General features: G+C 67.5%; 12 protein-coding genes and 1 pseudogene. 3 read left to right on the forward strand and 10 right to left on the reverse strand.

What is annotated here, in order from left to right; translation table 11 throughout:
* The 7 genes and pseudogenes from ABD283_RS13755 to ABD283_RS13785 all read right to left on the reverse strand — a co-directional run.
* On the reverse strand, positions 1-529 hold a 529-nt coding region (locus ABD283_RS13755), incomplete at its 3' end, for a class I SAM-dependent methyltransferase (protein WP_344225533.1).
* A gap of 177 nt (positions 530-706) precedes the next feature.
* Positions 707-961, reverse strand: a pseudogene (locus ABD283_RS13760) (cadmium resistance transporter); the annotation flags it as partial.
* Positions 962-989: 28 nt separating this feature from the next.
* Entirely contained in the window at positions 990-1,925 is a 936-nt protein-coding gene (cysK, locus tag ABD283_RS13765; protein WP_344225534.1) for a cysteine synthase A, read from the reverse strand.
* Between the two features lie 176 nt (positions 1,926-2,101).
* A complete protein-coding gene (locus ABD283_RS13770; RefSeq protein ID WP_129702251.1) occupies positions 2,102-2,851 on the reverse strand; it encodes a cytochrome c biogenesis CcdA family protein in 750 nt (249 codons plus the stop codon).
* 71 nt (positions 2,852-2,922) lie between these two features.
* A complete protein-coding gene (locus ABD283_RS13775; RefSeq protein WP_129702238.1) occupies positions 2,923-3,807 on the reverse strand; it encodes a F510_1955 family glycosylhydrolase in 885 nt (294 codons plus the stop codon).
* A 783-nt stretch (positions 3,808-4,590) separates the two neighbouring features.
* Positions 4,591-5,556, reverse strand: coding sequence for a M56 family metallopeptidase (locus ABD283_RS13780; RefSeq protein WP_344225535.1), 966 nt, complete (start codon positions 5,554-5,556; stop codon positions 4,591-4,593).
* Positions 5,553-5,930, reverse strand: coding sequence for a BlaI/MecI/CopY family transcriptional regulator (locus ABD283_RS13785; RefSeq protein WP_129702234.1), 378 nt, complete (start codon positions 5,928-5,930; stop codon positions 5,553-5,555). The genes ABD283_RS13780 and ABD283_RS13785 overlap by 4 nt, the downstream gene beginning before the upstream one ends.
* 845 nt (positions 5,931-6,775) lie before the next feature.
* Between ABD283_RS13785 and ABD283_RS13790 the strand changes: the two genes are divergently transcribed.
* Genes ABD283_RS13790 through ccsB form a run of 3 tightly spaced genes read left to right on the forward strand, consistent with a single transcriptional unit; the run spans position 6,776 to position 10,288 of the window.
* The gene (locus ABD283_RS13790; protein ID WP_129702231.1) at positions 6,776-7,396 is read left to right on the forward strand and encodes a TlpA family protein disulfide reductase; all 621 of its coding nucleotides are present in this window, start codon (positions 6,776-6,778) and stop codon (positions 7,394-7,396) included.
* A 47-nt stretch (positions 7,397-7,443) separates the two neighbouring features.
* A complete protein-coding gene (resB, locus tag ABD283_RS13795) occupies positions 7,444-9,183 on the forward strand; it encodes a cytochrome c biogenesis protein ResB (RefSeq protein WP_425552844.1) in 1,740 nt (579 codons plus the stop codon).
* 13 nt (positions 9,184-9,196) lie between these two features.
* A complete protein-coding gene (gene ccsB, locus ABD283_RS13800; RefSeq protein ID WP_344225536.1) occupies positions 9,197-10,288 on the forward strand; it encodes a c-type cytochrome biogenesis protein CcsB in 1,092 nt (363 codons plus the stop codon).
* Positions 10,289-10,409: 121 nt separating this feature from the next.
* Here the strand turns inward: ccsB and ABD283_RS13805 are convergent, their stop codons facing one another.
* From ABD283_RS13805 to ABD283_RS13815, 3 genes are all read right to left on the reverse strand, one after another.
* A complete protein-coding gene (locus tag ABD283_RS13805; RefSeq protein WP_344225537.1) occupies positions 10,410-11,639 on the reverse strand; it encodes a heparan-alpha-glucosaminide N-acetyltransferase domain-containing protein in 1,230 nt (409 codons plus the stop codon).
* 94 nt (positions 11,640-11,733) lie between these two features.
* A complete protein-coding gene (locus ABD283_RS13810; RefSeq protein WP_344225538.1) occupies positions 11,734-12,597 on the reverse strand; it encodes a F510_1955 family glycosylhydrolase in 864 nt (287 codons plus the stop codon).
* Positions 12,594-14,120 carry a multicopper oxidase family protein gene (locus ABD283_RS13815; protein WP_344225539.1) on the reverse strand — a complete coding sequence of 509 codons (1,527 nt, stop codon included), beginning with the start codon at positions 14,118-14,120 and terminating at the stop codon, positions 12,594-12,596. The genes ABD283_RS13810 and ABD283_RS13815 overlap by 4 nt, the downstream gene beginning before the upstream one ends.
* Between the last annotated feature and the right edge of the window lie 11 nt (positions 14,121-14,131).

The raw sequence follows: 14,131 nt of genomic DNA on the forward strand, positions 1-14,131 counted from the left end.
GCTTCGGGGTGGACACCGAGTTGTTCCCCGATCCGACGGAACGCGCCGGCTCGAGTGGCCGGGTCCTGTCGCGCATCGATCGCCATCCTTGTGGCTCGCTCGCGTAGCTCGTCGGGGTACTTCCGTGGTGCGACCATGCCGCCCATCCTTCCGGGTTAACGATGTCTCCATTAAACCCGGGGCGATTCATGACGTGGTGGAGCATCAAAAAGCTCAGAACCGTGTCGAACGACTCGTCTTGAAAGGGCAGCCGCCTGGCATCGGCCTGACGCGCCTGGGCCAGGGCGAATCCGGCCAGACGATCCTGCCCCGCCTGCACCATCGCCGGGTCGGCGTCGGTCGTGGTGAGCCGCACCCGGGGATGGGCTCGGGCGACGGCTTCGGCCATCGCACCGCTGCCTCCACCGATCTCCAGCAGGTCCCCGGTGAGGGGGAACCCCTGGGTCGCCCAGGGAATCATCCGCCGGGCCACAAGACCCCATGGCGCGCTGCGACAGAAGGAGGCCTCCAGGGCGGACATCTTTGGCATGGTCTCCACCTCTTAGCGCACCTGCAGGGTTTCCGCCGAGCCTAGTTCCACGATCGACGGCAGTGAACCATCCCGGCAAACGGGGGGCAACCTGGCCGCCCACACCCCGTGCGGTGGGGGCGGAGGCGCGACGGATCAGGGATCTCATCCACCGTCTGAGCTCGGCCGGCGGATGGGTTAGAGGCCGAAGGCCCCGCCCTCGAGGAGGATGACCACGCCCAGGCCGATCAGCACGATCGGGAATAGGATGTGTTCCCAGCGTTCCAGGACCTCGGCGATGGGTTCGCGGGTGGCCACATACTTGGCGATGGCCACCAGCACCGCGACCATGGTCAAAAAGGCGAGGCAGTAGGCCACCATCGCGGTCGGTCCCACGGTGGCGAACACGGGCACGTAGACCCCGATGTTGTCCCCTCCGTTGGCGAAGGTGATCAATCCGGCCGGGGCCAGACACGGGGCCTCAGACGCGGATGTCCTCGTAGAGCAGGGTCGAGATGTACCGCTCACCGAAGTCGCACACGACCGCCACAATCAGCTTGTCCCGGTTCTCCTCCTTGGCGGCCTCCTGCAGGGCGGCCCACACGATGGCGCCCGAGGAGATCCCGCCGAGGATGCCCTCCTGGGTGCCCAGCTCGCGCGCCACGCGCACGGAGTCCTCGACGGTCACGTCGTAGACGTCGTCGTAGATCTCCCGGTCGAGGTTGTCGGGGACGAAGTTCGCGCCGAGGCCCTGGATCTTGTGGGGCCCGGCCTTGCCCTCGGTCAGCAGCGGGGAGTCGGCCGGCTCCACGACGACGAGGCGGATGTCCTTCTTCTGCTCGCGCAGGTAGCGTCCGGCGCCGGTGATGGTGCCGCCGGTGCCAACGCCGGAGACGAACACGCCGACCTCGCCGTCGGTGTCTTCCCAGATCTCCGGGCCGGTGGTGGCGTAGTGGATCGCCGGGTTGGCCTCGTTGGCGAACTGCTTGGCCAGCACGGCGTTCTCGGTGCTGTCGACGATCTCCTGGGCCTTCTCGACCGCGCCGCGCATGCCCTCGGCGCCGGGGGTGAGCACGATCTGGGCGCCGTAGGCGCGCAGCATGACCCGCCGCTCGGTGGACATGGTCTCGGGCATCGTGAGGATGACCTTGTAGCCGCGGGCCGCGCCGACCATGGCCAGGGCGATCCCGGTGTTGCTGGAGGTGCCCTCGACGATCGTGCCGCCCGGCTTGAGCAGGCCGGACTTCTCCGCGGCGTCCACGATGGAGACGCCGATGCGGTCCTTGACGGAGTTGGCCGGGTTGTAGAACTCCAGCTTCACGGCGACGTTGCCGGGCAGGCCCTCGTCGAGCCGGTTGAGGCGGACGAGCGGGGTGCGGCCCACGATCTCGGTGACGTCGTTGTAGATCTTCGGCATGTGTGCTCCTCGGTGACGATGTGGCGTGTTCGTGGATGCTGGCTGGTCGGAGAGCGGTTGTCGGAGGATCGGGGCGGGCAGAGGACCGAGAACGTCTGGGGCGCATCGGTGCACTGCTTGAGAGGCCCGGCCACGTCCTTGCCGATCCCTGCGGTTCGTACAGCCAGAGCCAGGGATCAGACGGGGGTGAGGTAGGTGCCGGAGAGGTTCTGGAGCTGGTAGATCCAGCGCACCCAGATCCCGGAGACCATGAGCACTCCCACGAGGATCAGCACGGAACCACCGGCGAGGTTAAAGGCGCGCATGTGCCGGCGGATGAACGCCAGGGTCTTGGAGACCCAGTTGATGCCCAGGGCAACCATGACGAAGGGAATGCCGAGTCCGAGGCAGTAGACGAAGGCCAGCAGCGCCCCACGCCAGGCGGTGCCAGTGGTGGTGCTCAGGGCCAATACGGCGCTCAGGGTCGGTCCCATGCACGGGGTCCAGCCTAGGCCGAAAACTACGCCCAGCAACGGAGAGCCGGCCAGGCCTCGGCGCGGCTGCCAAGAAGGCTTCGTCGTGGCCTGCAGGAAGGGCAGTCGCCCGATCAGGGCCAGGCCCATCCCGATGACGAACACGCCCAGGACGCGGATCATCACGTCCTGCCACCGCAGCAACCACCCGCCGATGGCCCCGAACGCAGCCCCGTAGAAGGTGAAGACGAGCGCGAAACCCAGGATGAACAGACCCACACCGGTCAGGACTCTGCGCCGATTACCGGGAGCAGCGGGATCAGTCAATCCCGAGACGTACCCCAGGTAGCCAGGCACCAGCGGCAGAATGCACGGGGAGATGAAGGAGACGATCCCCGCGGTCAGCGCCAAGGGGATCGCCACGAGCAACGCCCCGGACTGGACGTTCTGGGCGAAGAACTCTCCGACGTTCAGCAGGATCACCGGCCGCGCCCCTCACGGGCGGCACGGCCGCTGACACGCAGATCCTTCACCATCGGAGCTGCTTACTGTCCTGCCGGGATGGTGGTGGAGAACGTGGCCCCGGCATCGTCGGAGAACTCGATGCCCTGCTCAGTGGCCACCCAAATCTGCAGCCCGTCCTCGCCGTCCGTGCTGGCGGCCACAGCGGAGGGTTGGCCGGTGATCCCTCCGGTCGTCTCCCAGCTCTTCCCGGCGTCGCGGCTGACGTGCGCGGTCCCGTCCGGGGCCACCCCCACGGCCGTGTCAGCGTCGGCGAAGGCGGTGATCAGCAGCACCGGGGCACCTTCGGGTAGCTCCCAGGTGGCCCCGCCGTCATCCGAGCGTTGCACGCCGTCTTCGGTAGTGGCCAGCACGACCGGCCCGTCCGTGGAGGCGGCGAGGTTGACCGGCTGAATCTGGTCGCTGGCCTCGATCCACTCCTGCCCGTCGGTGGTCATCCGTAGAGTGCCGTCAAAGCCGATGACGCCCTCCTGCGAGACCGTCAACGCATGGAAGTCGGACTCGCCCTGACGGGAGAGCTCCTGCCAGGTTTGCCCGCCGTCGGTGGACTCCACCAGACCCAGCGGGTTAGGCAGATCCGAGCCCGATCCGGGGTGCCCGGAAGCGTAATAGCGCCCGGCATCGGCGGTGGCAAAACCCATCAGGTCGTTGGTGGGCCCGATCTTCTCCGGTGACTCTCCGCTGATGTCGAACAACCCATTGTGAGTTGCCAACAACAGCTGATCGGTACCCGGGTCCAACGCCAGACCGTGAACGTGTCCGAACGGGTTCTCCTCCCCAGCCGAGGACGCCACCTCCGCCGACTCGCTGCCCTGCTGGGTGCAGGCGGTGACGAGCAGAGCGGTCACTGCAGCCATCACGGCTGTGCGGGTTTTTCGGCTCCCGACGATGTTGGCGTTGAGAATCATGAGGTTACTTTCCTAAAGAGACAGGGGAACGGACTGGTCGGTCTGTCTAGACGCCTACGAAGCGAGTGCTCTCTACTCTCTGCCCGCCTATGTTGCCCGTCATCTGTTCACGTGGCGGGACCATGTTGGGACGGTGGGCCATCATCTGCTCGGACATGCGCGCCTTGCCCGCGTTGCTGGATCCCGGCTCCTGGGGGGATGGCAACGACTGGGCCACCGACGACGGCTCCGTCGATGACTACGGCGACGGCCCGCGTCGAAACCCTGGCCGCAAACACGAAAAAGGCTCCTACTGGCCGCCATCAAGACATCTAATACTATGTGGCATAGTAGACGGTTTGAGAGACCAAGTCCAAAACGTCGCCTTTGCCAACCCCACGGGCTGCATGGACCTGAACCCATGGCACGGGCGGTCACCACAGAGCACACCGGGACAGCGCTAGGAGCTACCGACCACCACGCGTCGTGGCGCTCACCAGCCCGACACGAGGTCGCACGCTGCTGGCCTTACGTCTGTTGCACCTGCAACGTTTTGATCCCCTCACTCCGCTTGGCGACTTCTTCCTGGAGGCCATCGCCAGTCATGCGGCTGCGGTGATCACTGCTTCTCGACGGCGCGGCTAGGACTCGAGGACCGGGGCGATGGGAACGGATGCTGCGCGGACGCAAACTGTGATTGACAACGGGCACCGAGGCCAACGCCATCGCCACCCCGACACTGGCGTTCCCCTCACCGACTCGTTCGCTACCCCCTGTACCGGGTGGTGCATCCGGCCGTGCGCTTCAGACGCTCTGGGGGAACTCCACCGGGCAGCTCTGTGCTTGGACCGTGGCAAGAGCCGGGGTTGCGGTAACAGCCACCGGCAGGGCCAGCATTGCGGTGGCCGCGACCATCGTCAGCGCCACCCGTGCCCGATGCAACGGGGCGGAAGGTGCAGCCAGCCGGCGCACACGTACCAGTGTCGCAGTACCGCTGGCAGCCAGTGCAGAGGCGGGAGCATGCCCGGCCTCGGCCAGTCGCACCAGAGCACTGGCCACGGTGAGCCTACTGTCATTGCCGGCGGCCGCTCGGTCGTCGGCGGCCAGTTCCACCAGCCGGCCCAGCTCCACGCGCGCCATGGCGAAAATGGGGATTCGAGGGAAGGCCCGTACCCACGCATTGGCACCGATAAGGACCAGATGGTGGTGCCCGTGCAGGTGCGCCAGTTCATGGCGCAGCACCGCCTGACGTTGTTGTTCGTCCAGGACGCGTAGGGCTGCGGTAGTGAAGACAATGTCACGGCGACGCCCGGGCAGACAGTAAGCGGTCGGCACCGCGTGGTCGACCACCAGCACATCGGTGGTCGGATCACGGCGGGAGACCAACGACAGAGAGCCGATGTGCTCTTTTCGGTCCCGCCGGGCAGACATCACCTCGATGGCCAAACAGTAGAGCACCCGGGCCCCGAGCACGAACGCCATCACGGCCCCTGCCATGCTGACCACTGCGCCTCCGGGTGTGGAGTACTGGGCCCGCAGGACCATCGCGCAGGCTTGCAGGAAATCCGCCAATCCCCCGAGGACCGGCATCACCGGTAGCGCCAGGGACACACTAGCCAGGATGACACTCACCACGATCGAGGCGGTTAGGGCTTGCCAGACCAGGATCCCCAATCGGGGCGACCGGTCGACCCAGCCCCTGCCCTTCAGCAACGGACCCGCCAGGGTGGCGAGCAATGCGAAGGTGATCAGCAGCACCGGAGTTGTCACTGGGTTGTCCCGGCCGGCGGCCCGGCCGCCTGGTTCAATGCCTCGCGCAGCTGGGTGAGGTCTTCGGCCGGGATCTGCTCCAGGAAGTGCAGCAGCGTGGCTCGCCGGTCGTTGCCACTGGCCAGGACCTCCCCCATGTGCGCGGCAGTATATTGCTCACGCGTGCGGGTGGGCCGGTAGCGGAAGGCGCGCCCGTCGGGTTCCCTCATCAACAAGCCCTTGCGGTGGAGGGTGTCCATGACGGTCTTCACGGTCATGTAGGCCAGTTCCCGCTCCGGTTGCAGGCCGACCAGGATCTCTCGGACGGAAGCCGGAGCGGACCGCGACCACATGAGGTCCATGATCGCCGACTCCAGGTGTCCCAGATGGTGCATGGAGGTCTCCTTCCCGCGTCCAACGCCGCCGCTTCCACACGTTTCCTATGCCCCATAGTAGGGCCCCGCCGCGAAGCGGATTCTGGGGCACCAGCACCCTACCTACCCAGCCCTGCAATCCCACTTTCCGGGCTTCCCGCAACATCAGCGACCTGCCTTCCGCGGCCACTGTGGGGTTCATATCGGCATTTCGGTCGTGGACGTAGCCGGAGGTGGTCCGGGCGGCCGTGCGCCAGCGGTGCCCGAAGGTCACCCGAGGCACATCGGTCTGGCGTTCACCAAGGCTGCGTCACGGGCTAGACCTGCTGCGGGCTCCGGTCACTCCTGGTGCCGCCGCGTGCGGCAGAGATGGTGCAACAGTCTCGCGTCCATGGCCATGACCAGAAAGGTGGAGGTCCCGTGTGATCAGTAGTAACGCCCATCGGAAGAGATCATTCTTCCCCTCCGGCATCATCGGAACGCCGCGCACCAGCAACAGCGCCTTGACCGTAGAACCGGCAAACCGGCCCTCTTGCAGAAGGGGAGAGACGATATGAAATCCTCCCCCAGAACAGTTACTATCCATCGTAGTACTTCGGTGGGTGGTGGTGCAGCACGTCGGCTGGGAAACAGCGCGGCGTCGAGAACGCTTGCGGCCGCGCAATCGGCTTCGGCTGCACGGTGGCCCCCGATCCTGGGCCTGCCTGGGATCTAGGACCTCGATGCCGGATACCGGCCCCGAACCTTCCCATGGCAAGCCCGTGGGGTAGCCGCCCCAGGCCCATCAGCTTCCCTACCCATCCGGGCGGGGGTCTGCGCTACCCCTCCCGTCCCCACACCTATTCCAATCCTCAGGTGAAATGCCCATGATCTCCCACCCCTCGCCCGCCTCCCGTCCGTCCCGCCGACGCGTGCTCTCCCTCGCGGGCCTCGGCGTCCTTGGACTCGCCCTCGCCGGGTGCACGGAGGAGGACTCGCTGGCCCAGCAGGCGAACTCGGGGGACCAGAAGGGCTACATCGCCGGTGACGGCACGGTCTCCGAGTACCCGGCCGACCAGCGCGGGGAGCCGGTGCAGTTCACCGGCACGCTGTTCGACGGAACGACCCTCTCCGCCGAGGCCCTGCGCGGGAGCCCCGCGCTGCTGAACTTCTGGTACGCAGGGTGCGCCCCGTGCCGGGTCGAGGCCCCGGACCTCCGAGAGCTGGCCGAGCGCTTCGACGGGCAGGCGGCGTTCTACGGCGTGAACCTGCGCGACGAGCGGGCCACCGCCGAGGCGTTCGAGCGCACCTTCGAGATCCCCTATCCATCCTTCGAGGACAAGGACGGGGGCGTGCTGATGGCCCTGAGCGCCTACGTGCCCCCGCAGGCGGTGCCCACCACCCTCGTGCTCGACGCCCAGGGGCGGGTGGCCGCCCGCATCCTCGGCATCGCGGACCGCTCCGTGCTGGAGACCCTGCTGGAGGACACGGTGGCCGAAGCGGCATGACGGCAGGCAACCCATCCCGCCCCAGTCCCGGGGTCAGAAAGGCCGGTATGAGCACCACCGCCAGCAACAGGGAGAGCAGCACCGCCAGGGGCGCCGGGAGCTCCTCAGCTGCTGGTCTTGGGAAAAGTGACGTCGAGCTTCCCGCCCTGGGGCCCCTGGGCATGGCCCGGTGGGCCTGGACGCAGCTGACGAAGATGAACACGGCCCTGTTCCTGCTGCTGCTGCTGGCGGTCGCCGCGGTGCCGGGATCCATCTTCCCGCAGCGAATCCAGGACCCGGCGGCGGTCCAGGACTACATCGACAACAACCCCGCCCTGGGGGAGTGGCTGGACCGGGTGCAGCTGTTCGACGTCTTCTCCTCGGCGTGGTTCTCCGCGATCTACATCCTGCTGTTCGTCTCCCTCGTGGGCTGCGTGCTGCCGCGCGCGGCCAAGCACTGGCGCGCGTGGCGGGCCGAGCCCCCGCGCACCCCGCGGCGGCTCGAGCGGCTGCCCGAGCACCGTTCGCTGGCCCTGGGCGGGCGCGACGGCGCCGGGGCGCCGGCCCCCGGCGACGTCGTCGCCGACGCCGCCCGGCTGCTGCGCAGGCGCGGCTACCGGGTGGCGGTGCGGGACACGGGCTCGGCCGCCCCGTCGGTGGCCGCCGAGCGCGGGATGTGGAAGGAGGTCGGCAACATCGTCTTCCACCTGGCCCTGCTGGGCGTGCTGGTCTCCGTGGCCGTCGGCTCCCTCTTCGGCTACAAGGGCCAGAAGATCCTCGTGGAGGGCGAGTCGTTTGCCAACACCCTGATCAACTACGACTCCTTCACTCCCGGCACCAACTACAACCCCGACTGGCTCGACCCGTTCTCGATCCGGCTCGACCGCTTCGAGGCCGTGTTCAACCGGGACACCACGAACCCGCGCAGCTACGGGGCGCCCCTGGACTTCACCGCGGAGATCACCGTCCAGGAACCGGGTGCGGAGCCGCAGCCGGAGACCCTGAAGGTCAATGCACCGGTGAACGTCAACGGTGTGAAGTCTTTCCTAATTGGTAACGGCTACGCCCCGGTGATCCGGGTGACCGACGGCGACGGGGACGTGGCCTTCGAGGGCCCCGTGGTGACCATTCCCTCCGATGGGGTCTACACGTCCTCGCTGGTGCTGAAGGTCCCGGATGCGCGTCCTGACCAGCTCGGCTTCACCGGGTTGCTGCTGCCCACCGCGGTCACCGGTCCGGACGGGATGCCGCGATCAGTGGACCCGGGTCTGGCCAACCCACAACTGATTTTGTCCTCCTACTCCGGGGACCTGGGGCTGGACAGCGGGGTCCCGCAGAACGTGTACGTCCTCGACGTCGAGGAACTCACCGAGCTCAACGGCATGCTCACCCAGAGCGGACCGATCGCCCTGGATGCCGCGAACCCCGTGCACGAGCTGCCCGGAGGCAAGGGCGCGATCGAGTTCCTGGACGTCAAGCGTTACGTGGGCCTGGACATCGTCTACGACCCTGGCCGAATCGGGGCCTTCATCTCCTTCGTCCTGGCGTTCACGGGCCTGCTGATGTCTATGTTCATCTCCCGCCGCCGCGTCTGGGTGCGCGCGGGGCAGGGCGTCGACAGGAACGGCGGGGCCTGCACGGTGCTGGAGTACGGATTGCTGGCCCGCGGCGAGGACCCCCGGCTCGCGACCGAGGCCGAGCGGCTGAGCGAGCTGTTCTCCGAGCATTGGGGAACCGCGGATCCGCCGGGGGACCCTGCCGCGCATCGGAGCACGAATCGGGCCTGGAGCGGGCCTACCCACGACTGAGAGGACAGTATCCATGACCATCGACGAGACCCTGGGCACCTGGAGCGCACTGTTCATGCTCTTGGCCGCCATGACCTATCTGGTGGCCTTCGTGGCCTTCGCCTGGGACATGGCCTCCCATTCCAGGACCCTGCACCGAACCGCGCATCACAGCAGACGGGACGAGCAACTGGTGGGCGCGGCGACCGCTCCTGCTCAGGTGAACAGCACCGCCGGAACCACCAAGAAGGCCGACGACTCTCGGCCCGGACTGGGCGCCAATGAACGTGGCCGCGGACACAAGCCTCCTACCCGACCCGTACTGGCCGAACACGTCGCCGACTCCTCCATGCGCTACACCGGAGAACGCCGCCCCGCGGCGCGGGCGGCGGTGACCATCATGGTCCTGGCCTTCCTCCTCCACACCGCTGCGGTCGCCAGCCGGGCGATCGCCGCCGGCCGGGTGCCGTGGGGCAACATGTACGAATTTGCCACCACCGGGGCCCTGGTCGTGGCCGGGGTGTACCTGGCCGCACTCCTGCGCCGGGATCTGCGCTTCGTGGGGACCCTGGTGTCCGGGCTTGTGGTGATCATGCTGTGCGCGGCCACCATCGGCTTCCCCACCCCGGTGGGTCCGCTCGTTCCCGCGCTGCAGTCCTGGTGGCTGGTGATCCACGTGTCCATCGCGGTAGCGGCCTCCGGGATCTTCACCATCACGTTCGCCATGGCCGTGCTGCAGCTGCTGCAGGCCCGGCGCGAACGAGTGATCCTGGCCGGGGAAGCCCCTGGCATGGGCTTCCTGGCCATGGTCCCCTCCTCCCAGGCGCTGGAGAACCTGTCCTTCCGGCTCAACGCGGTCGGCTTCGCGTTCTGGACCTTTACTCTTGCCGCCGGCGCGATCTGGGCCGAGCAGTCCTGGGGCCGCTACTGGGGGTGGGATCCCAAGGAGGTCTGGACGTCCGTGATCTGGGTGGTCTACGCGGCCTACATGCACGCCCGCGCCACTCGCGGCTGGACCGGCAACCGCTCGGCCTGGCTGTCGATCACCGGGTACCTCTGCGTCATCTTCAACTTCACCGTGGTCAACACGGTGTTCGAGGGTCTGCACTCCTACTCCGGACTCTGAGCCCCGCCTTCAGATCCGACTCTCGCAGACTGACAGTCCTTCGACAGCATCGGTGCGTGATTTCCCACATGTTCTCCGGAAGGCTCTCCCGTAGGAGGGGGGTTCATCTTCCGTGTCGGGGTCAGTGGGGATCGGGGCGAGTCCGGCTCCCTACCGCGGCGCGGCCGGCTCCCTTGGCGGCCATGCTGACGAGTCGTTCGAAGGGTCCTTGCCCGAAGGCGCGCTGCCAACCCACCGCGAACAGGGCAGCCAGGAGGAGATAGGCCAGGAACCAGATCTCAGGCTGGTCGTAGTGCAGTTCGAAGGACAGCAACACCAGCTGAGTCGAGTAGAGGGTCAAGGTCATCGCTCCCATCGCCGACAGAGGTAGCAGCCACGGCCCAACCGCGCGGGCCAGGAGAAGGAAGGTCCCGAGCACGGCCAGCCCGATCCCCAGGCTCCAAGCAATGGCCAGCGGCATGTTCGCGTGCGGGGTGGTGACGGCCAGCCACCACCCGGTGCTGGTCGGCAACCCCTCGTCAGTTCCCCACACGAGGATCTCATCCACCACTTCCTCGCTCTGTTCCGGGACGCTGGGCAACAACTGGTGGTAGCCCTCGGCAATGTAAAGCAAAACGTAGGAGCTCAGGTAGGCGAATGCGGCGAGCCCAGCCCCGACCACCACGAGCAGGGTTTGGACCTGCCCGTTGCGCAGATTCAGACGCCCCAGGGCCAGTCCGGTCAGCAGATACGTCATGTACGGCAGGGCCGGGTACGTGCCGGTCAGCAACAACTGGGCCGCCGTCGCCCCGGGATCGGTGACCACGTCGTTGAAAGTGGGGTTGTAGGCGGTGAACTCCGGCAACCGACCCCGCAAGGTCTGCATCAGCACCGGTGCGACGACCCCGAAGAGCATCGCGCACATGAACAGGGTCATGGGGCGCAAGTGGAGGAAGGGAATGGTCAGCAGGAAGAACACCCCGTAGTAGACCAAGATGTTGACGGCCGGGGGGTCTTCAGGCATCAGGTACCCGATGGACATGCCCACTGCGGCAATGAGCAGGGCCCGGACCGCCACCCCGACTCGGGCGGCCGTCATCGACTGCCCCTGCTGACGGGTGCGCCCGCCCGAACCGAAAGCCAGCCCCACCCCGGCCAGCAAAGCGAACAACGCCGCCGAGTCCCCGGCGAAGAGGATCCAGGACCAGGTCGGCTCGTGTGTCTCCTCATCGGAGGCGGGCAGGAAGTGGATGGCGGTCAATCCGATCAGTGCCAGCCCCCGGGCAGCGTCGATCGCGACCAGCCGCCCCTTCGTGGGGGGATCCTCTGAAGTGGTCCGGTCGGGGGCCTGTGTTCCATGGCGGTCGCTCATCGTTCTCCTCGTCACTGTCCTCGTCGTCTCCAGGACCGCTACGGCTGTGGTGTAAACCGCTGTTGCTCTGTGCCAAGGGCGCCGGTGGTGCCGGTCACAGCAGCTGCTCGATGGTGTTTCCTCCGTCAGTGATGCCCAGGACGGTGGAGTCAGCCACCAGAAGGATCTCCACCGCTCCGGCGCCGGTCATGCTAGCCCCCAGGGCGGTGACCTCCCCGAAGGCTTCCTCGGCGGCCGTCCAGGTCAGCCCAGAATCGTCGCTGATCAGCAAGCGGCCGCCAGGCCCAGAACCCACCACCGTGTGGTCATCAGCCCAGGCCACCAGGGACATCAGCTGCGGAGTGTCCGCCCTCGTCCAGGTGGCCCCGTCGTCGGTGGATCGCAATAGGCCCTCCTCGGTGGTGGCCAGCGTCGCCCTACCACTCGGGGCGATGGCCAGGGCCATCGGGTCCGAGGGGATCGCGACGGTTTCCCAGGTGCGCCCATCGGTGCTGGTGCGCAGTTGCCCGTCAAAGGCGAGAATCCGATCCGGGCCTGCCGTCAGGGCGTGGAAGTCTGATTCCCCGGCCCGCGACAGCACGCTCCAGGTTTGGCCCCCGTTGGTGGATTCGACCAGTCCCAGCGGCTCGGGCAACTCCACCCCGGGGCCGGGGTGACCGGAGGCCAGGTAGCGTCCGCCACCGGTGGAGGTGAAGCCCATCAAGTCCACGGTCGGGCCGATTTGGGTCAGTTTCTTGTTCTCCAGCAGGAACAGGCCTTGGTGGGTGGCCAGCAGGATCACCCCGGTGGCCGTGTCCCGGACGATGGTGTGCACGTGGGTGATGGCGGTGCCGCCGTCTCTGCCGGAAGAGGACGAGGATTCCGACTGTGGTGACTGTGATGAGCAGGCGGTGACAGCCCACCCCGTCCCGGCGACCAGGCCCACGGAGAACAGGGTGCGTCGGGTGACAACGGTCATGGGCGGTATCTCAGCTCGGTCGTCATGCCGGCCTCAGCGTGGTAGATGTTGTGGCAGTGGATCAGCCAGTTCCCGGGATTGTCCGCCTGCACATCGATGGCCATCGACTGCATCGGAGCGATCAGGACGGTGTCCTTGCGCAGGCCGTTGGGCAGCGCGAAGGTGTGCCCGTGCAGATGCAGGGGATGGGCCATCATCGTGTGGTTGGCCACGGTCAGCCGCACCCGCTGTCCCTCTTGAATCTCCAGTGGGTCGTGCTGCCCGTAAGGGGCCCCGTTGAATCCCCACTCGTAAGGATTCATCTGTCCGGTCATGGCCAGCTCCAGGCGCACATCGGGGTCCCGGTCCTCCAGCCGGGCGTTGTCCGCCGGTTTCAGGTCGGCGCCGATGAGCACGGATTTGTCCAGTTCCGCCGGTCGCACTGACGACGGCGGTGGGCTGCCAGCCCCGGTGCGCACCAGGGCCATGGCCTGCCCCTCCTTGCCCAGCGGCACGGCCACGAACGGGAAGACACCCTCGGCCAGGGTGACGGTCGCGTCGTAGCGTTCCCCCATGCCCAGATAGAGGGCATCGGTGTCCTGCGGCTGCACGGGGAACCCGTCGGTGTGGGTGACCGTCATCCGGTGCCCGCCCAGAGCGACCGTGAAGATGGTGTCCGCAGCAGCGTTGATGATCCGCAGCCGCACCCGTTGGCCCGGCTTCGCGGTCAACACCTCCGGGTCCGCGGGAACCCGCCCGTTGACCAGGTAGTGCGGGTAGGACACGTCCCCGGCGTCATCGCCGTACGGGGAGTCCCCGGCGCTTATCGCCCCGTGGTCCATCCCAGCCATGCCCTCCGAGGAGCCGGAGGACATGTCCATGCCCTCCATCCCGCCCATGTTGCCGTGGTCCATCCCGGGCATCCCGCCGTTGTCCCGGGAGGAGGTCAGGGCGGCCAGGACCTCATCGGGGGTACGGCCGGTGCCGTCGACCCAGTCGTCGAGGACGAGGATCCACTCGTGGTCGTAGGCGCCGGGTTCTTGCGGGTCGTCGATGATCAGCGGGGCGTACAGACCGCGGTCCAGCTGCACCCCGACGTGCGGGTGGTAGAAGTAGGTCCCCGGGTCCGGGGCGGTGAAGTCGTAGGTGTAGGTCGCCTCGGCGGCGATCGGATCCTGGGTCACCCCGGGCACCCCATCGGCGCCATTGGCCAGGGCGATGCCGTGCCAGTGCACGGTGGTGTCCGCCGGCAGGCGATTCTCGACCCGGATGCGCAGCCGGTCCCCGGCCGTGGCGCGGATGAGCGGACCGGGGAGACTGTCGCCGTAGGCCCACGTCGCCACCGTCGATCCGCCCAGATCGAGCGTGACCGGCCGGGCGGTGAGCGCCGTGTCCACGAGGCGCTGACCGGCTCCGGCGGAGGCCGTCCCGGCCCCCACCCCTGCTGGGAGGGACGGGGCAGGTGAGGAACAGGCCGCCAGGGCGCCGGAGCCGAGCAGGCCGAATCCGGCGACGAGCAGACTTCTACGGGAAAGGGTGTCCATGATTCCTTGTC

Source organism: Kocuria atrinae, from assembly GCF_039531425.1.
Classification (GTDB): domain Bacteria; phylum Actinomycetota; class Actinomycetes; order Actinomycetales; family Micrococcaceae; genus Kocuria; species Kocuria atrinae.